At 64.8% G+C, this 18,529-nt stretch carries 18 protein-coding genes and 1 tRNA gene; 18 read left to right on the top strand and 1 reads right to left on the bottom strand.

Going from position 1 to position 18,529, the window contains the following annotated elements; genetic code table 11:
• Nucleotide 1 precedes the first annotated feature (1 nt).
• The 3 genes from AAA989_RS14815 to AAA989_RS14805 are packed head-to-tail and all read left to right on the top strand — an operon-like array spanning nt 2 to nt 4,245.
• Complete coding sequence (locus tag AAA989_RS14815) at nt 2-1,366, top strand: M28 family peptidase (protein ID WP_338244882.1); 1,365 nt, start codon at nt 2-4, stop codon at nt 1,364-1,366.
• 21 nt (nt 1,367-1,387) lie between these two features.
• Entirely contained in the window at nt 1,388-3,682 is a 2,295-nt protein-coding gene (gene rnr / locus AAA989_RS14810) for a ribonuclease R (protein WP_338244881.1), read from the top strand.
• Nucleotides 3,683-3,729: 47 nt separating this feature from the next.
• A complete protein-coding gene (locus AAA989_RS14805) occupies nt 3,730-4,245 on the top strand; it encodes a peroxiredoxin-like family protein (protein WP_338244879.1) in 516 nt (171 codons plus the stop codon).
• 4 nt (nt 4,246-4,249) lie between these two features.
• On the opposite strand, the gene AAA989_RS14800 is transcribed toward AAA989_RS14805, so the two are convergent.
• Nucleotides 4,250-4,702: a universal stress protein gene (locus AAA989_RS14800; protein ID WP_338244877.1), complete on the bottom strand. Its 453-nt coding sequence runs from the start codon at nt 4,700-4,702 to the stop codon at nt 4,250-4,252.
• Between the two features lie 130 nt (nt 4,703-4,832).
• Here AAA989_RS14800 and AAA989_RS14795 point away from each other — a divergent pair, with 130 nt between their 5' ends.
• The 15 genes from AAA989_RS14795 (at nt 4,833) to AAA989_RS14725 (ending at nt 18,445) form a co-directional block, all read left to right on the top strand.
• Nucleotides 4,833-6,167, top strand: a complete 1,335-nt coding sequence (locus AAA989_RS14795) for a pyruvate dehydrogenase complex dihydrolipoamide acetyltransferase (RefSeq protein WP_338244875.1) — start codon at nt 4,833-4,835, stop codon at nt 6,165-6,167.
• Nucleotides 6,168-6,227: 60 nt separating this feature from the next.
• On the top strand, nt 6,228-6,599 hold the full coding sequence (locus tag AAA989_RS14790) for an acyl-CoA thioesterase (RefSeq protein WP_338244873.1): 372 nt from the start codon (nt 6,228-6,230) through the stop codon (nt 6,597-6,599).
• Between the two features lie 2 nt (nt 6,600-6,601).
• On the top strand, nt 6,602-7,423 hold the full coding sequence (locus tag AAA989_RS14785; protein WP_338244871.1) for a dienelactone hydrolase family protein: 822 nt from the start codon (nt 6,602-6,604) through the stop codon (nt 7,421-7,423).
• 52 nt (nt 7,424-7,475) lie between these two features.
• A complete protein-coding gene (gene lpdA, locus AAA989_RS14780; RefSeq protein WP_338244869.1) occupies nt 7,476-8,888 on the top strand; it encodes a dihydrolipoyl dehydrogenase in 1,413 nt (470 codons plus the stop codon).
• Nucleotides 8,889-9,144: 256 nt separating this feature from the next.
• Nucleotides 9,145-9,234, top strand: a tRNA-Ser gene (locus AAA989_RS14775).
• Between the two features lie 125 nt (nt 9,235-9,359).
• Nucleotides 9,360-10,229: a DUF8021 domain-containing protein gene (locus AAA989_RS14770; RefSeq protein WP_338244867.1), complete on the top strand. Its 870-nt coding sequence runs from the start codon at nt 9,360-9,362 to the stop codon at nt 10,227-10,229.
• Between the two features lie 89 nt (nt 10,230-10,318).
• Nucleotides 10,319-11,350, top strand: a complete 1,032-nt coding sequence (locus AAA989_RS14765) for a lytic murein transglycosylase (RefSeq protein ID WP_338244865.1) — start codon at nt 10,319-10,321, stop codon at nt 11,348-11,350.
• A 151-nt stretch (nt 11,351-11,501) separates the two neighbouring features.
• The gene (locus tag AAA989_RS14760) at nt 11,502-12,362 is read left to right on the top strand and encodes an SPOR domain-containing protein (RefSeq protein WP_338244863.1); all 861 of its coding nucleotides are present in this window, start codon (nt 11,502-11,504) and stop codon (nt 12,360-12,362) included.
• A 60-nt stretch (nt 12,363-12,422) separates the two neighbouring features.
• A complete protein-coding gene (locus AAA989_RS14755; RefSeq protein WP_338244861.1) occupies nt 12,423-13,568 on the top strand; it encodes a D-alanyl-D-alanine carboxypeptidase family protein in 1,146 nt (381 codons plus the stop codon).
• Complete coding sequence (tmk, locus tag AAA989_RS14750) at nt 13,565-14,200, top strand: dTMP kinase (RefSeq protein WP_338244860.1); 636 nt, start codon at nt 13,565-13,567, stop codon at nt 14,198-14,200. Before AAA989_RS14755 ends, tmk begins: the two co-directional genes overlap by 4 nt.
• A complete protein-coding gene (locus tag AAA989_RS14745; RefSeq protein WP_338244858.1) occupies nt 14,197-15,159 on the top strand; it encodes a DNA polymerase III delta subunit-related protein in 963 nt (320 codons plus the stop codon). The genes tmk and AAA989_RS14745 overlap by 4 nt, the downstream gene beginning before the upstream one ends.
• Nucleotides 15,152-16,708, top strand: coding sequence for a methionine--tRNA ligase (gene metG, locus AAA989_RS14740; RefSeq protein ID WP_338244857.1), 1,557 nt, complete (start codon nt 15,152-15,154; stop codon nt 16,706-16,708). Before AAA989_RS14745 ends, metG begins: the two co-directional genes overlap by 8 nt.
• A gap of 2 nt (nt 16,709-16,710) precedes the next feature.
• Entirely contained in the window at nt 16,711-17,517 is an 807-nt protein-coding gene (locus AAA989_RS14735) for a TatD family hydrolase (RefSeq protein ID WP_338245565.1), read from the top strand.
• Entirely contained in the window at nt 17,514-18,281 is a 768-nt protein-coding gene (locus AAA989_RS14730) for an MBL fold metallo-hydrolase (protein ID WP_338244855.1), read from the top strand. Before AAA989_RS14735 ends, AAA989_RS14730 begins: the two co-directional genes overlap by 4 nt.
• On the top strand, nt 18,278-18,445 hold the full coding sequence (locus AAA989_RS14725; protein ID WP_338244853.1) for a hypothetical protein: 168 nt from the start codon (nt 18,278-18,280) through the stop codon (nt 18,443-18,445). Before AAA989_RS14730 ends, AAA989_RS14725 begins: the two co-directional genes overlap by 4 nt.
• Nucleotides 18,446-18,529: the final 84 nt, after the last annotated feature.

Genomic DNA, 18,529 nt, shown 5'->3' with positions numbered 1-18,529 from the left:
CATGCCTCAGCTTTCCCGTCCCGCCCTTGTCCTCGCCTTACTTGCCGGGCCCGCGATGGCCCACGATGTGGCTGGCGACCCGGCGGAATCGGTTTCGGCTGAACGCCTGCAGGCCAATGTGGAAACGATGGTGTCCTTCGGTACGCGCCATACCCTCTCCAGCCTCGACGATCCGGAGCGTGGCATCGGCGCCGCGCTGGACTGGGGCAGGGCGGAATTCGAGGAAGCCAGCGCGGCGTGCGGCGGGTGCCTGGACGTCTCCTTCGTGGAGCGAGAGATGAGCGGCCGGCGCATTCCGGAGCCGGTGCTGATCCGCAATGCCGTGGCCATACAGCGCGGGACGGAGCGGCCTGACGAAGTCGTCATCATCCAGGGTCACATAGACAGCCGCGTGTCCGACGTGATGGATGCGGACAGCGACGCGCCGGGCGCGAATGACAATGCCAGCGGCAGCGCGCTGGTGCTGGAAGCCGCGCGGGCGCTGTCGCAGAACGAATATCCCACCACCATCGTCTACGCCCTGCTGATGGGCGAGGAGCAGGGTCTCTACGGCGGCAACCTGCTGGCGGACTATGCGACCGAACAGGGCTGGACGGTGAAGGCCGTGCTGAACAACGATGTCGTTGGCGGCTCTTGCGGGTCGGACGGGGTCTGCGATGCCGAACACGTGCGCGTCTTCTCCGAAGGCGTGCGCGCCGATGCGGACGAAGATGTTCGCGCCAGCATGCGCAGCCTTGGCGGAGCGAACGACAGCCCCAGCCGCAACCTCTCGCGCTTCCTCGACCAGCTGGCCGAGGGCGAGCCCACAGGGCTGGACGTGCGGCAGACGTGGCGCAGCGATCGCATGGGGCGGGGCGGGGACCACCTGCCGTTCCTTGATCGCGGCTATCCCGCCATCCGCTTCTCGGTCGCCATCGAGGATTACGAGCACCAGCACCAGGACCTGCGCGTCGAGGACGGCGTCACCTACGGCGATACGGTTGACGAGATGGATTTCGAATACCTCGCCGATGTTACCCGGCTGAACGTGCGCGCCGCCGACGTGCTGGCCCGCACGCCAATGCCGCCCGTGGTGCAGGCCGACGGCATCGTGCGCCCCGACGTTCTGCTGGAATGGGAGCCTGTTCCGGGGGCGGTGCGCTACAACGTGTGGCGCAGGCGCACCGACGAGGCCGGCTGGAGCTGGCGCGAAACGCTGCGCGCCGATCCTGCGGCAGACCTGAATTCCATCGTCCTTGCGCCCGATCGCGGCGACGACTGGATCTTCGGCGTCAGTTCGGTGGCGGCAGACGGCGCGGAAAGCCCGGTCTCCAGCGCGGTGCCGGGCGGACAATTCTATCCGCTACCCGTCGACACCGGGGAATAGCGCCCCCATATGGCGGGGCACATGAACAAACCGAAAAACACAAAGAAGTTCGAAGGCCTGCCGAGCAAGGACCAGGTCATGGAATTCATTCGCGGGTCCGACACGCGTGTCGGCAAGCGCGAGATAGCCAAGCATTTCCGCCTCAAGGGGCAGGAGAAGATTGCCCTCAAGGCGCTGCTGAAGGACATGGCCGAAGAAGGCCTGATCGACAGCAGCAAGAGCGCCTTCCACAAGATGGGCGGCGTACCGCGCGTCACCGTGCTGAAAGTCGTCGATATCGACGATGGCGAACCCATCGCGGTGCCCGAAAGCTGGAATCCCGACGACGGCAGCGCGCCGCCGCGCCTGCGGGTGATCGAGAAGAAGAAGCAGACTGCCTTGAGAACCGGCGACCGCATCCTTGCGCGCACCGAGGAGAAGGGCAGCGGTTTCCTCGCCCATCCGATGAAGAAGCTGGCCGTGGCCGAAGACCAGATGCTGGGCGTGATCGAGATCGATGGCGGCGGCAAGGCGTGGCTGGCCCCGGTCGACAAGCGCATCCGCAATTCGTCACCCGTTTCCGATCTCGGCAATGCCGAGAAGGGGCAACTGGTGGTGGCCGAGCCTGTCGGGCGTGGGCGCAATTCCTCGGTCAAGGTGACGGAGGTGCTGGGCGACCCGTTGGCGCCCAAAAGCTTCAGCCTCATCGCCATTCACAAATACGGCATCCCGAACCGCTTTCCGCAGGAAGTGCTGGACGAGGCGGAGAAGGCAGCCAGGCTGCCGCTTAGCGAGGACGACCGCGAAGACCTGCGCCACCTGCCGATCGTAGCCATCGACCCTGCCGACGCGCGCGACCATGACGATGCCATCTGGGCGGAAAGCGACGGGGAAGGCGGGTTTCGCGCGCTGGTCGCGATTGCCGACGTATCGTTCTACGTGCGCCCCGGCAGCAATCTCGACAAGGAAGCCCGGCGCCGCGGCAACTCGGTCTATTTCCCTGACCGCGTGGTGCCCATGCTGCCCGAAGTTCTCTCGGCCGATGTCTGCTCGCTTCGCGAAGGCGAGGACCGCGCAGCCATGGCCTGCCACCTCACCATCGATGCCGATGGCCGCGTTACCGACTGGCGCTTCACCCGCGCCATCGTGCGTATCGAGCAGGTGATCGCATACGAGGACGCGCAGGCGCAGATCGACGACGGCAATGCGACGGGCCCGATCAACGCGCTGTGGGCCTGCTGGAAAGCGCTGTCCGCAGCTCGCGTCGACCGCGATCCGCTCGATCTCGACCTTCCCGAAAGGCGCGTGGAGCTGGACGAGAACGGCAAGATTCAGGGCATCAAGGTGCGCGAGCGGCTGGACGCCCACCGCGTGGTGGAAGACTTCATGATTGCCGCCAACGTCGCGGCGGCCAAGGCGCTGGAGAGCAAGGCGAGCCCGGTTGTCTACCGCATCCACGAGCCGCCCACGCGCGAGAAGCTGATCGCCCTGCGCGAATACTTCGAGAGCATCGGCAAGAACCTGGCGCTGGGGCAGGTCATCACGCCCAGCCTGTTCAACCGCATGATAAAGGACATCGGCGATGATCCGGGCGAGAAGGCGCTGGTGATGGAAGCCGTGCTGCGCAGCCAGACGCAGGCCTATTACGGCCCGCAGAACGCCGGGCACTTCGGCCTCGCACTGGGCAGTTACGCGCACTTCACCTCGCCCATCCGCCGCTATGCGGACCTGCTGGTGCACCGCGCGCTGGTGGACAGCTACAAGCTGGAGCAACCCAAGCCAAAGGGGAACACGATACCCGCCCATTCCGGCCTATCGGACCGGGACCGGGCGGACCTGGGCAAGATCACCGATGCCATCTCCATCACGGAGCGCCGGGCGATGGAGGCGGAGCGCGATACCATCGATCGCTACGTCGCCGCATGGCTTTCCGCCCGTGTGGGCGAGGTTTTTGAAACGCGCATCACCGGCGTCCAGAAATTCGGCTTCTTCGCCACCATCGTGGGCATGGGCGGCGACGGTCTTGTGCCCATCAGCACGCTTGGCCGCGAGTACTTCCATTACGACGAGGCCGCTCACAAGCTGACCGGCGAGAACACCGGCACCACCTACACCGTGGGCGACGTGCTGGACCTGCGGCTGGGCGAGGCCAATCCGCTGACGGGGGCGCTGAAGTTCGAGCTTCCCGAGGGCGGCAGCAGCGGCCAGCGGGTGGAACCGCGCGGGCGCAGGCCCGAAAAGAAGCCGCGCCAGCACAAGGATGGCAAGGGCAAGCACAATGTCGGAAAGCGGGGCAGGCCCGGCAACATCCGGCATCAGGGCCGCAAGAAGAAGTAACGGAACGGGCGGGGGAGGGCACCGTTGACCGGGCAAAGGAGAATTTCATGCTCAAGCCCGGCTCTACCGCCCCGGATATCGAACTACCGCTGACCATCGACGCGCGTTTCAAGCTTTCGGACCAGACGCCCGACGCCTTCACCATGCTGGTGTTCTACCGCGGCAAGCATTGCCCGATCTGCCGCAACTATCTTGAAGAACTGGGCGGTCGCCTGTCCGACTTCACCGATCGCGGCATCAACGTCTTCGCCATCTCGATGGACGACGAGGATCGCGCGATGACGGTGGACGAGGAATGGGAAACGCACGACCTGCCGCTGGTCTACGACCTGCCGGAGGATCAGGCCCGCGCCTGGGGGCTCTACATCTCGCAGAAGCGCGAGGGCAGCGAAGAACCGGAGGTCTTCAGCGAACCCGGCCTGTTCCTGCTCAAGCCCGACCGCTCAGTACATTTCGCCGTGGTGCAGAGCGCGCCGTTCACGCGCCCCCCGCTGGACCAGCTGCTGAAGGGCATCGATTTCACGCTGGAGAAGGATTATCCGACGCGCGGCACGCTGACCTGATAGCCTAGCTAAGCTTGTCGATCTCTTCGGTGGACAGGCTGCCCGGAACGATGATCAGCGGGCAGTGCAGGCTGCCCACGTGAGCGGAGAAGTGGGTGACGAGCGGGCCGGGGCCACCCTCGGCAGCGGCACCCAGCACCAGCGCGGCGACTTCGGGATGGTCGGCGAGGTACTCGGCCACCACGGCCTTCGCTTCTCCCACGCGCACCGCGATCTGCGGCATCTTGCCCGATTCATACATCAGCTCGCCCGCCGCGGAATTGGCCAGCACTTCCGCCCGGTCGCGCGCCTCTTCCTCTATCGTCGCCTGAACCCCGCCGAAGGCGTTGAACGACTGCCGCGGCACCAGCGCCAGTATGTGGACGCTGCCGTTCGTTTTGGCCGCGCGCCTTGCAGCAAAGCGCAGCGCCGCGCGCGCTTCCTCGGTTTCGTCGACAATGGTCAGATAGACCCGCATTCGTTCGTTCTCCCCTGCACGCCGTATCGTGCGAAACCTTGAAAACCGCAAGATGCCTTGCCCCGCGCTGCCAAATTGGCCAGAGAGCACGGGCACGCGACATCATGTTTTAAGGGAGCCAAGCGCCTCTATGCCGATTGCCATCAAGATGCCCGCCCTTTCGCCGACCATGGAGGAAGGCACCCTTGCCAAGTGGCTGGTGAAAGTGGGCGACCAGGTTTCCTCCGGCGACATCATGGCGGAGATCGAGACCGACAAGGCGACCATGGAATTCGAGGCCGTGGACGAGGGCACCATCGCCCACATCCAGGTGGAAGAAGGCACGGAAAACGTGGCCGTGGGCACCGTTATCGCGACGCTGGCGGAAGAGGGCGAGGACGTCGGTGACGTCGAGCCGATGGGCGGCGGCGATGCCGCTCCGACCCCGGCCCCTGCCGCCAAGGAAGAAGAGGCGAAGGAAGCCGCCCCGGCACCTTCGCCAAGCCCGTCACCTGCTCCCGCGCCCGCCTCAACCGAAGTGAGCGACGAGATCGAGGCCGGTCCGGCGCCGACGAAGGACGGCGAACGCATCATCGCCTCGCCGCTGGCACGCCGTATCGCCGAACAGAAGGGCGTGGACCTTGCCAGCGTGAAGGGTAGCGGCCCCAACGGCCGGATCGTGAAGGCCGACGTGGAAGGCGCGCAGCCCTCCGCCGAGGCACCCGCCGCCAGCAAGGCCGAAAAGGAAATGGCCCCGGCGGTCGAGCCGAAGCCCGCCGAAGCGCAGGATTTCGGAATCCCGCACGAGGTCGAGAAGCTATCCGGCATGCGCAAGACGATCGCGCGCCGCCTGACCGAGTCGAAGCAGCAGATCCCGCACATCTACCTCACGGTGGATATCCGCCTCGATGCGCTGCTGAAGCTGCGCGGAGAACTGAACGCCGCGCTGGAGCCGCAGGGCGTGAAGCTCTCGGTGAACGACCTGCTGATCAAGGCGCTGGGCAAGTCGCTGGAACAGGTGCCCGAATGCAACGTGCAGTTCGCGGGCGATTCCATGCTGAAGTTCAAGCGCGCGGACGTGTCCGTCGCCGTTTCGATCCCCAACGGCCTCATTACCCCCATCGTCACCGATGCAGGGGCCAAGTCCGTCAGCAAGATCAGCAGCGAGATGAAGGATCTCGCGGGCCGCGCCAAGGAAGGAAAGCTGGCGCCCGAGGAATACCAGGGCGGCACCGCCAGTCTTTCCAACATGGGCATGTTCGGCATCAAGCAGTTCGAGGCCGTCATCAACCCGCCGCAGGGCATGATCATGGCCATCGGCGCGGGCGAGAAGCGTCCGTACGTGGTCGACGACAGCCTGCAGATCGCCAGCGTGATGAGCGCCACCGGCAGCTTTGACCACCGCGCCATCGACGGCGCCGACGGCGCGCAGCTGATGAAGGTCTTCAAGGAAATGATCGAGGCACCGCTGGGGCTGGTGGCTTGATCGCGCTCCCGCACGGAATGCCAGCAGAAACTCGGTGTTTCACATTGAAGAAGGCGTCCAATGCCTGATCGCAATCCCGTCATGCGCGTCACCGCGATGCCGGCGGATGCCAACGCCTATGGCGACATCTTCGGCGGCTGGCTGATGAGCCTGATGGATTCCGGTGCTGGCCTCGTCGCCGCACGCAAGGCCAAGGGCAGGGCGGTCACCATCGCCATGGATGGAGTGGAGTTTCACAAGCCGGTGAAGGTGGGGGACGAGGTTTCGGTCTATGCCGAGATTACCCGCATCGGCCGCACCAGCATGAACATCGCCACCGAGGCCTGGCGGCGCGAGCGCCATTCGGAGAACGAGGAACTGGTGACCAAGGCCGACTTCACCTTTGTCGCCATCGATGAGGCGGGCAAGCCGCGCGCGGTCGAGGGTAAGTGACCATGAAGCGCACGATCGCAGGATTGGGCGCCATTGGCCTTCTCGGCGCGAGTGCTCAGGCCGCCGGGCAGCAGCAGGAGGAGGCCCCCGTGCCCGAAGCCAGCGCCGATGCGCATTACTATCCGTCCTCCGCCGAGGGCGATGGCCCCCATCCGTGGATCGTCGTATTGCCCGGCGGCGGCGGTATCGAGGTGTTCGGGGATACCGAGTTCTACTTCGACGTGGCCCGCCAATGGAACGCGCAGGGTCTGGACGCGATGGTCGTTCACTACCAGGCCGCCGCGCCCGTGCTCGGGATCGACAGCGCGGGCATTCCCGGCCCGATGGAGGCCGAGGTGGTGCGCGATGCGCTCGCATCGGCAGAACGCGAGGGCTGGCTGGACCTGCAGTGCCCGGGCTTCGTGATCGGTTTTTCCGCCGGAGGATCTGGCGTGCTCTCGCTGGTCAACGATCCGGTGCCGAACCTGGTCGGTGCCATCGGCTACTATCCCCTCGTCCTGGGTCAGCCGGAGGATTTCGAGGCCAAGGTGCCCATGCTGGTGTTGCAGGGCGAAAGCGACGACCTCACCACGGCCGAAGCGCTGGACGCGTTTCTCGCAAGCGCGGGTCCGCAGGACAATTTCATCGTCCACCGCTACGCCGATGCCGAACACGGTTTCGACATTCCCTCTCTGGCAGAGCCGGTCGAATACAATGGCGGCGTGTTCCTCTATCAGCAGGAAGCCGCCGAAGCTGCCGGACGCGAAGCCGATGCCTTTGTCGCCCGCATCCTTGCCGAAAACGCGGGCTCCACGGCCTGCTCCACTCCAAGAGGCGAAGGCTGATGCCCGCGCGCGTTTCTCACCCCGTCATATCACCATGCTTGCAGGATAGATCATGAGCAATTCCTACGATGTCATCGTCCTTGGTTCCGGCCCCGGCGGCTATGTCGCCGCCATTCGCTGCGCGCAGCTTGGCCTGAAGACCGCCATCGTGGAGCGGGAGAACCTGGGCGGCATCTGCCTCAACTGGGGTTGCATCCCCACGAAGGCGCTGCTGCGTTCGGCGGAGATCCTGCACTATGCCCAGCATGCCAAGGATTACGGCCTGAAGATCGCCGGCGAGATCGAGGCGGACCTGGAAGCCGTGGTGAAGCGCAGCCGCGGGGTCGCCAAGCAGCTGAACCAGGGCGTGACGCACCTGATGAAGAAGAACAAGATCGCCGTGCACATGGGCGAGGGCACTCTGACGGGCCCCACCAGCCTGACGGTGAAGGGCGAGAAGGGTGAGGAAAAGCTCTCCGCCAAGCACGTCATCGTCGCCACCGGCGCCCGCGCCCGCGACCTGCCGTTCGCGAAGGCCGACGGCAAGCGCATCTGGACCTATCGCCACGCCATGACGCCTTCGGAAATGCCGAAGAAGCTGCTGGTTATCGGCAGCGGTGCGATCGGCATCGAATTCGCCAGCTTCTACAACGACATGGGCGCCGACGTTACCGTGGTCGAGATGCTCGACCGGATCGTGCCGGTGGAAGACAAGGACGTGTCGACCTTCCTCGAAAAGAGCCTGACCAAGCAGGGCATGACCATCATGACCGGCGCGGGCGTGGAAGACATCAAGACCGACGACAAGGGCGTGAAGGCCAAGATCAAGGGCAAGGACGGCAAGGTTGCCGATCACGAGTTCACCCACTGCATCGTCGCCATCGGAATCCAGCCCAACACCGAAAACGTCGGTCTGGAAAAGCTGGTGGAAATGGATCGCGGCTTCATCCAGATCGACGATTACGGTCGCACCAAGAGCAAGGGCCTGTGGGCCATCGGCGACTGCACGCCCGGCCCGTGGCTGGCGCACAAGGCAAGCCACGAAGGCGTGACCACGGCAGAGGCCATCGCGAAGGAACTGGGCAACAAGGATGTTCACCCACACCCGCTCAACCGCAATGCCATTCCCGGCTGCACCTATTGCCACCCGCAGATCGCGAGCGTGGGCCTAACGGAAGCCAAGGCGAAGGAAGCCGGGTACGAGGTGAAGGTCGGAAACTTCCCCTTCATCGGCAACGGCAAGGCCATCGCGCTGGGCGAGGCCGAGGGCTTCACCAAGACCGTGTTCGACGCCAAGACCGGCGAACTGCTGGGCGCGCACATGATCGGCGCGGAAGTGACAGAGATGATCCAAGGCTACGTCGTGGGCAAGACGCTCGAGACGACCGAAGCGGAACTGATGCAGGCCATCTTCCCGCATCCCACGATCTCTGAATCCATGCACGAGAGCGTGCTCGCCGCCTATGGGCGCGTGATCCACGTCTAGGCTTGAATTGCGACGAACCGCTCGTCGCAAATACCGGAAAGAACTGGCTTCTTCGTCGTTTTGGCGAAGAGGAGAGTGTCATGGAATACGAGATTTCAGACCAGCCCCAGGAAGGCTATCGACCGGAGCGCGTGGCGCTGGAGCCCGAGCCGCAACGTCAGGAAGGCGAACTCTGCCCCGCGGAAGAGCAGATGGAATAGTCGCAGCCCGCGTGACATCGCCGTCATTTCTCGCTAGCGGCCATTTCCGCTCGAGCGGACAGGTGGCAGAGCGGTTGAATGCACCGGTCTTGAAAACCGGCAAGGGTGCAAGCCCTTCGTGGGTTCGAATCCCACCCTGTCCGCCAGCGACCACCTCGAAATCCTGCCCGCCGAACGTGCCTAGGTGACAGGCGCATTGCGTCGCGCTAACAATCGGATGAAGTCAATTTGCCGGGCCAACCGGCGGGATCGTTCGAGAGGATCGCTCACCATGAAACGCACCATCTGCGCTGCACTTGCTGCAACCACCGCCCTTGCCATCGCCGCACCCGCACAGGCGCAGGGAGCCTGCGACCGGGAACTGTTGCAAGGCATCGCCGACGACTGGGTAGCCGCGCTGGAGCAGGGCACCATGATGACCATGCAGCTGGGCGAATGGGTCGAATACAACGAGAATTTCCAGCGCGGATCGCTGGGCGGTTTCCTCGACAAGCCGCGCGAAGTGAACTGGCATATGGCTCTGCTGGATACCACCAGCTGCCAGGTCTTCGTCGAGGCCGTGATGTTTGACGAGGAGCGCCCGATGGTCATCGCGACACAGCTGGGGAACGGCTTCTTCGGCGTCGGCCCGTTCGACAACATCGTGACGGACGAGGGCGACTGGCTTTTCGATGCAGAGGCGACCTACGAGTATGCGCGGCGCGAGGACTGGAGCGAACTGCCCGAGGGTGAGCGCGCCACGCGCGAGGAGCTGATCGCGGCCGCCGACGCCTATCTCGACCTGTTCAACGATCCCACCGTCGAGGTGCCGTGGGGCGAGCCCTGCGCACGTCTGGAAGGCGGGGTCTACACGGGACGCGGCGAACCCACCGACACCTGCAATGTCGGCGTGCCGGAGGGCGTCGAGCTCAAGAACCGCCGCTATGTGGTGGACGAGGCCAAGGGCGCGGTGAACGTCTTCCTCGAATTCGGCGAGAACGCGCGCCCCGACAGCCACACCTTCCGCGTGGAGGACGGCAAGCTGCGCTACATCCACACGGTTACCTACTGCGAGGAAGAGAACTGCGGTTTCACGCCCTTCGCGGAAATGCTGGCCAACAATCCCGACATGCAGCCGCCCTACGCGCCTCTGGATGAATAGGCGCGGGCAGCCGCGCTGCTGCGGCATCCTGTCGCACGGCGCGAATGGGGGGATTCCCCCCGGGGCCGCAGTGCAGTAGGGTTTCTTCCATGACGCTCAAGATCTTGCGCCGCATCGGCGCCTTCGCTTCCGCCGCCCTGCTTTGCGCCGCTCCTGCCTCCGCGCAGAGCGAAAGCTTCGAGCAATATCTCGACGTAGTGGCCGAGCACGCACGCGCCGAGGGCGTCAGCCAGTCGACCATCGACAGGGTGTTTTCCGGCCTCACGCCCAACAACCGCGTGCTGGAACTGGACCGCGACAATGTCTCGTCCGGCAGTTCCACCACCAGCACGGGCTTTCCCTCGATGGCGGGCTATCTCAACCGTCACAACACCGCCTCGCGCATCAACGGCGGCGTTCGCAAGCTGGCCGAAGTCCGCTCGATTGGCGCCGAGATCGAGCGTCAATACGGCGTTCCTGCGGAAATCGTCGTCGCCATCTGGGGGCATGAGACCGCCTATGGCGCAGTGATGGGCGGATTCGACCTGCCGCGCTCGCTGGCGACGCTGGCATGGGAAGGGCGTCGCCGCGCCCTGTTCGAGCGAGAACTGATCGATGTCCTCAAGATGGTGGACATGGGCGTGCCGCGTTCCCGGCTGGAGGGAAGCTGGGCAGGAGCCTTCGGCAACGGCCAGTTCCTGCCCAGTGTCTATCTGCGGCTGGCAGTGGATGGCGATGGCGACGGGGATCGCGACCTGTGGAACTCCGATGTCGATACCATGCACTCCATCGCCAACTATTTCCGCGATGCGGGTTGGCGCACCGGGGAACCGTGGGCCGTGCGCGCCTATGTGCCCAAGTCGGCCGATCGCAGCGGAATCGAGAACAGGGTGACTTCGCCCGTCTGCCCCCGCGTCCACGAACGCCATAGTCGTTGGCTAACGGTGCGCGAGTGGCGCGAACGCGGGATCGAGCCGCGCGCGCCCATCGGCGACGATGTGCTCGCCGCGCTGTTCGAGCCCGATGGACCTGCTGAACCCGGCTACCTCTTAACCCAGAATTATAAGGTTATCCTCGAATACAACTGCTCGAATTACTACGCCATGAGTGTGGGATTGCTTGCAGATGAGATCAGCCGATAGCCGACCAATTCGCGCGTCTTCCCGCGCGCTGATAACCATGTCGCTTGCGCTCGGCCTCGCCGCGTGCGGCGCTGGGGGCACGAGCGGACTAACCTCAGCGTCGGCTTCGGGCTTGTCGCCCGGCGGCCCGCAGGCAGATTATCCGATCACCGTGGGCGAGCCATACGAGGTGGCGGGCACCACCTATACCCCCGCCGACGTGTTGAATTACGACGAGGTCGGCTATCTCGCGCTCGACCCTGATACGTCCGGTTTCACGGGGTCGCACCACACCCTGCCGGTTCCCAGCTATGCCGAGGTCACCTCGCTCGAGACTGGGCGCACGGTGCTTGTCCGGCTGGAGCGGCGCGGACCGATGACGACGAACCACCTCGTGGCCCTGTCGCCCGCGGCCATGGCCCAGCTGGGCGGCAATGTGGAAACTCCGGTGCGGGTGCGCCGGGTCAATCCGCCGGAAGATCATCGCGCGATGCTGCGGTCGGGCGAGGCCGCCCCGCTGCGCATGGATACGCCTGCTTCGCTGCTGACGGTGCTGCAACGCCGGCTGCCTGGAAGCGGCGCGGCCATTCTTGCCACCAATGCAGAGCCACCGCGCGAACTGGAAACGGTTTCCGTCGCCGCCTCCACCGCCACATCGCCCGATCCGGTGCAGGTGGAGGAGCCGGGACAGATTGAGTCCATCGCTCCCCTAGAAACGCCTGAGCTTGCGTCCGGGCCGCAACTGGCCTCGACCGAGGCCGAAATCACCGTGGCGTCAGGCGATCGGTCCAACGAGGGCGCCGCAGACGCTACGCAGCCCCTCACAAGCGGCTTCGTCGTCCAGGCCGCCGCTTTCGCGAGTGTCGACAATGCGCGGCGGGCGGCAAACGCGCTGGGCGGCGAGGTCAGCCAGTCGGGACGGTATCATCTGGTGCAAACCGGGCCGTTCGCTACCCGTGGAGAAGCCGAAGCCTCCCTCGCAAACGTGCGGCGCGCGGGCTATAGCGATGCTCGAATCCTGACCAGCGGCTGAGATTTTACGTCCTCGCCGCAATCGAGCGGTGGAGTGCGCGTGCCTCAGCGAAAGTTGGCGATGAGAACACTGGCCATGGCGGCGGCGGCAGGCCTTGCCGCCGCGCCGGCGCTTCCTGCACCCGCGCCCGCCCCGGTTCCGGAGGAAATTCCGGTAGGCCTTCTGGTGGACCTGTCGACGGGCCAGACCCTGTTCGCCCGTAACGAGAACCGCCGCTTCATGCCGGCATCCGTCACCAAGGTGATGACCGCCTACACCGCCTTCAAGATGATCGACGAGGGCGAACTGCGCCCCGAAATGCGGTTCGACTATCCGCAGGAACTGGAGGACGCCTGGTACAACGAAGGCTCCAACATGTTCCTTCGCGCCGGCGAGCAACCCACGATCGGGCAGCTTCTGCTCGGCATAACCACGGTTTCCGGCAACGACGCCAGCGTGGCGCTGGCCGTCGCCGCTGCGGGCTCGCTGGAAGAGTGGCTGGCATTGATGAACGCCAATGCCGAGGAACTGGGGATGCGCGACACGCATTTCGGTTCGGCCAACGGATACCCCGATGGCGGGCAGACCTACACTTCCGCCCAGGACCTGGCGATCCTCGGCCGGGCGATCACCACGCGGTATCCGTCGCTCTACGCGCGCTATTTCGGCCATCGGACCCTGCGCTGGCGCGATATCACGCAGGCCAACCACGACCCCGTCACGGGACGGGTGGAGGGCGCCGACGGGCTGAAGACCGGCTACACGCGGGAAGCCGGGTTCACCTTCCTCGGCTCCGCCCAGCGCGAGGGTCGACGGCTGATGATGGTGCTGGCGGGCACACCCGATGGACGCACGCGCGACAAGGCAGCACGCGACCTGCTGGAGTGGGGCTTCGACAATTTCGATCGCGAGATGATCGTTCCGGCAGAGACCGTGGTGGGAGAGGCGCTGGTGCAGGACGGCGCCAGTACCACGGTTCCCTTGCGCACGCCGGGCGACGTGATGGCCGCCATCCCCGCAGGTGAGGACGTTTCGGGCTGGGACCTGGAAGTGGTCTATCGGGGACCGGTCCAGGCACCGATCGCCGTGGGCGATCCGATTGCCCGCCTGCGCGTGAGCCTGGATGGCGAGCTGGTGCTGGACGCGCCGCTCGAAGCCGCCGAAACGGTTCCGCAGGCCAACCCCTTGCAACGGATCGTCAACGCCTGGAGAAAATGGCTGGCATGACGGGCGGACGTTTCATCACATTCGAAGGCGGCGAAGGTGTAGGCAAGTCGACGCAGGCCGGGATGCTGGTGGATGCCTTGCGGTCCCGGGGTCTGTCGGTCGTGCAGACCCGCGAACCGGGAGGGACGCCTGGAGCCGAAGCCATTCGCGACCTCCTGCTCGATAAGGCGTTCGACTGGGGAACGAGGGCGGAAGCGCTGTTGTTCGCCGCCGCCCGCTCCGATCACGTGGCCAACCTGATCGGACCTGCGCTCGATCGCGGCGACTGGGTGGTGTGCGATCGCTTCGTCGATTCCTCGCGCGCCTACCAGGCGGGGGGAGGGGAGTGGTCGGACGACGCAGTGCTCTCGCTGCATACGATCGGTTCGCACGCCCTGATGCCCGACGTCACCTTCCTGCTGCAGGCACCTTCGCAGGAGGTTGCTGACCGGCTTCACGCCCGCGATGGCGATGGTGCGGACCGTATCGGCGGCAAGTCGGCCGCCTATCACGCCCGCGTGGCCGAGCATTTCCGCCAGCTTGCCGCCACCGATCCGGAACGCTTCGTTCTGGTGGACGCCAGCGGCACGCCCGATGAGGTGCACATGCGCGTGATGCGGGCAATGGCGCCGTTCGTCGGGGAAGGCGGTTGAGCTACATCGGCCACGATGAGGCCTGGGCCGACTGGCGGCGCGCGCTGTCGGGCGACCGCATGCATCACGGCTGGATCCTGTCTGGTCGCAAGGGCGTGGGCAAGTCCGCCTTCGCCCTCGCCGCGGCCCGCGAACTGGTGGCGGAAGAGGGCATTCCCCAGCCCGAGGGCAATCACCCTGATATCCGCTATGTCAGCCATCCTCCGAAAAACGAGACGGAGGCTCGCAAGCGCGACGAGGACAAGCCGTTCGAGCTGGCTCGCAACATCAAGGTCGACCAGATCCGCGAACTGCAACGCCGCCTGACGACGCGGCCGACGCTGGGAAGCCGGCGCGCGGTCATCATCGACCCGGCTGACGACATGGAAACGAGCGCCGCCAACGCGCTGCTCAAGAGCCTGGAGGAACCGCCAGCGGGCACCTACTTCATGCTGATCGCGCATCGCATGGGACGCCTGCTGCCCACGATCCGGTCGCGCTGCCGGGTCCTGAACTTTCCGCGGGTCTCGGACGAGGACATGGATGCCATCCTGGCCCGCGAAAGTCCGCAGGCCAGCACGGACATGCGTGAGGCCGCCATCGCCGCTGCCAGCGGATCGCCCGGCGCGGCCATCGATTTCGTCGAACTGGACCTCGGCAAGATCCACACGCTGATGCGGCAAGTCGTCGATCAGGGCGACCCGGATTTCGCCCTCCGCGGGCGGCTGGCAGGAGCCATGGGCGCGCGGCCGAGCCGCGAAAAGCAACTGGCCGCCATCGAGCTCGCCCGTGCCGTGGTCGCCGATCGCATGCGAGGCGTGGTGCCGGGCGACATTCCCGCAATGGTCGAAACGCACGGCGCCCTGGTGCGTCTTGCCGGCCAGGCACCCACCTACAATTTCGATCCCGGTCTGCTGGTCATGGAAATCGGCACCTTGCTCGCCAACCTTGCGGGCTCTAGGACGCCCGCAAATGGCTGACACCTTCTATCTTACCACCGCGATTCATTACCCCAACGGCAGGCCGCACATCGGCCACGCCTACGAAACGATCGCCGCCGACATCCTTGCCCGGTTTCACCGGCAGATGGGGCGCGAGGTCCGCTTCCAGACCGGCACCGACGAGCATGGGCTCAAGATGGCTCAGAAGGCGCGCGAACTGGGCATGACGCCGCGCGAACTGGCGGACGAGATGTCGGGCCATTTCCGCGAACTGTTCGATCGGCTGGACATTTCCTACGATCATTTCATCCGCACCACGCAGGATGATCACTACCGCGCCAGCCAGGCGATCTGGAAGGCGATGGAGGAGCGCGGCGACCTCTACCTCGATCGTTACGAAGGCTGGTACTCCGTCCGGGACGAGGCCTATTACGACGAGAGCGAACTGGTCGAAGGGGAAGGGGGCGAGAAACTTTCCCCGCAAGGGACTCCGGTGGAATGGACCGCCGAGGAGACCTGGTTCTTCCGCCTGTCGGATTATGGCGAGCGGCTGCTGCAACTCTACCGCGACAATCCCGACTTCATCCGGCCCGATAGCCGCCGAAACGAGGTGATGCGTTTCGTCGAGGGCGGGCTGCGCGATCTCTCGGTCAGCCGCACCAGCTTCGACTGGGGCGTTCCCGTGCCGGGAAGCGAGGGGCACGTGATGTACGTGTGGGTGGATGCCCTCACCAATTACCTCACCGGCCTCGGCTATCCGGACGAGACGGAAAACATGGCGAAGTTCTGGCCGGCGGACCTGCATCTGGTCGGCAAGGACATCACCCGGTTCCACACCGTCTACTGGCCGGCCTTTCTGATGAGCGCGGGTATTGCCCTGCCGAAACAGGTCTATGCCCACGGGTTCCTGCTCAACAAGGGGCAGAAGGAATCCAAGTCGCTGGGCAATGTCACCGATCCGGCGGCTCTGGTCGATGCCTATGGCGTCGACGTGCTGCGCTATTTCCTGCTGCGCGAATTCTCTTTCGGACAGGATGGCAGCTATTCGCGCGAAGCCATTGTAAACCGAGCAAATTCCGAACTTGCGAACAGCTTCGGAAACCTCGCCCAGCGGGTGATGAGCTTCATTGCCAAGAACTGCGACGGATCCGTCTCCGCGCAGGCTCCGGTGCAACAGGTGGACGAGGAACTGCGGGCGAGGGTGCGCCAGGCCTGCGCCGTGGAACTGCCCGCGCAATTCGAGCAGCTCGCCTTCGCGGCCGGCCTCGAGGCGTGGATGCAGGCCGTATACGCCTGCAACGCCTATGTGGACGAGCAGGCGCCGTGGTCCCTGCGCAAGACCGATCCGGAGCGCATGGAACGCGTGCTGGCAACGCTGTGCGGCTGCATCCGAGACCTCGCGATAGCCGCCGCGCCAGTGATCCCGACAGCTTCGACCAAGATCCTCGACGCGCTCACCATCCCGGCTGACGCGCGCGATTATGCCGCCCTGTCCGCCAGCGATCCGGCGCTGGATACGATCACGGTCGACAACCCCAGGCCCGTCTTCCCGCGCCTCGACATGCCCGAAGCGGGGGAGCCATCGTGACCATGCAGGCGTTCCTGATCGACAGCCATTGCCACCTGAATTACGAGGGGCTTGCCGAGCGGCAGGCAGAGGTACTCGCCAACGCCCGCGAGGCCGGTGTGACCGGCTTCCTCAATATCTCGACGCGGGAACGCGAATGGCGCGATGTGGTCGCCACGGCGGAGCGCGAGAGCGACGTCTGGGCGACTGTCGGCATCCATCCCCACGAGGCCGACCAGCACGCCGATCTGGGGCGACAGGTCCTTCGCAGGGCGACCGATCACCCGCGCGTGATCGGCATCGGCGAGAGCGGCCTGGACTATTACTACGACAAGTCTGACCGCGCGGTGCAGCGCGACCTGTTCCGCATGCACATCGATGTCGCGCGCGAAACCGGTCTGCCGCTGGTGATCCACACCCGCGACGCGGAAGACGACACCGCGGAGATACTGGCCGATGAAATGGGGAAGGGCGCCTTCCCGGCACTCATCCATTGCTTCACCGCCAGCGCCGATTTCGGACGAAAGGTGCTCGATCTGGGTCTGACGATCTCGCTGTCGGGCATCGTGACCTTCAAGAATGCGAAGGATCTCCAGGAGTTCGCCCGGCAGGTGCCCGACGATCGGCTGCTGGTCGAAACCGACAGCCCGTTTCTCGCGCCGGTTCCGCATCGCGGGAAGACCTGCGAGCCTGCTTTCGTGCGCCACACCGCCGAATTCGTCGCCGAGCTTCGCGGCGTCGAGACCGAAGAACTGGCGGCAACGACTTCACGTAATTTCTTCAATTTGTTCACGAAAGCCAAGGAAAACGGGATCGAGGCGCCCTCGTGAAACTGCTTGTGCTCGGATGCGGTACTTCGACCGGCGTTCCGCGCATCGGAAATGACTGGGGCGAATGCGACCCGAACGAGCCCAGGAACAGGCGCAGCCGCGTTTCCATCATCGTGGAAAGCGATGAAGGCTCGAGGCTGCTCGTCGATACTTCGCCGGACCTGCGCAACCAGTTGCTGACCAACGGTATCGACAAGGTGGACGGCGTTTTCTGGACGCACGACCATGCCGATCACTGCCACGGTATCGACGACCTGCGCCCGCTGCGTTTCGGCCGCGGCGGCCCGATTGCCGGTTTCGCATCCGCCGAGACGTGCCGAAGGCTGCGCAACCGGTTCGGATATGTCTTCGCCGGACAATACGGCTATCCGACGATCGTGGAACTGAAATCGCTGGACTCGCTGCGTATCCACGCAGGCTTCGGGGTCGATACCGTGGAAATGCCGCACGGACCGATGACGAGTACGGCATATCGCTTCGAAGCTGACGGTAAATCAATAGGTTATGCGACGGACTTCGCGGAGATTGTCGACGACATGGTGAGCCTTTTCGAGGGCGTCGATATTCTTGTCACCGATTGCCTGCGCCGCGAACCGCATCCGACGCATGCCAGCCTGGCCATGGCGCTGGAACTGGCCGAGCGAACCGGCGCAAGGCGAACGGTGCTGTCGCACCTCGACAAGAGCATGGATTACGCCGAACTCAGCGCCGAAGTACCCGCTAATGTGCTGGTAGGTTATGACGGCATGGAATTGACGGCATGAACGAGATTTCGATCGTATCGATCATCGCCTTGCTTGGCTGGCTGATCCTGGCGCTGGGCGCTTACCGATCGCATCAGGTAGATACGTCGAAAACGATCCGGATGATCCTGATATGGGGGTGCATCTTCACGGGCATCGCGCTGCTGTTTTCGCTATTGATGTGAGCGGGGCGATGTGGACCCTTGGCTAACCACCAATCCAGGCACTCTCGATATTTAACATAATATATATTATCATTCTTAGCTATT

Origin of the sequence: Aurantiacibacter hainanensis (genome assembly GCF_036321025.1) — a bacterium.
GTDB classification, from domain to species: domain Bacteria; phylum Pseudomonadota; class Alphaproteobacteria; order Sphingomonadales; family Sphingomonadaceae; genus Alteraurantiacibacter; species Alteraurantiacibacter hainanensis.
This window is presented reverse-complemented; position numbering and strand designations above follow the sequence as displayed.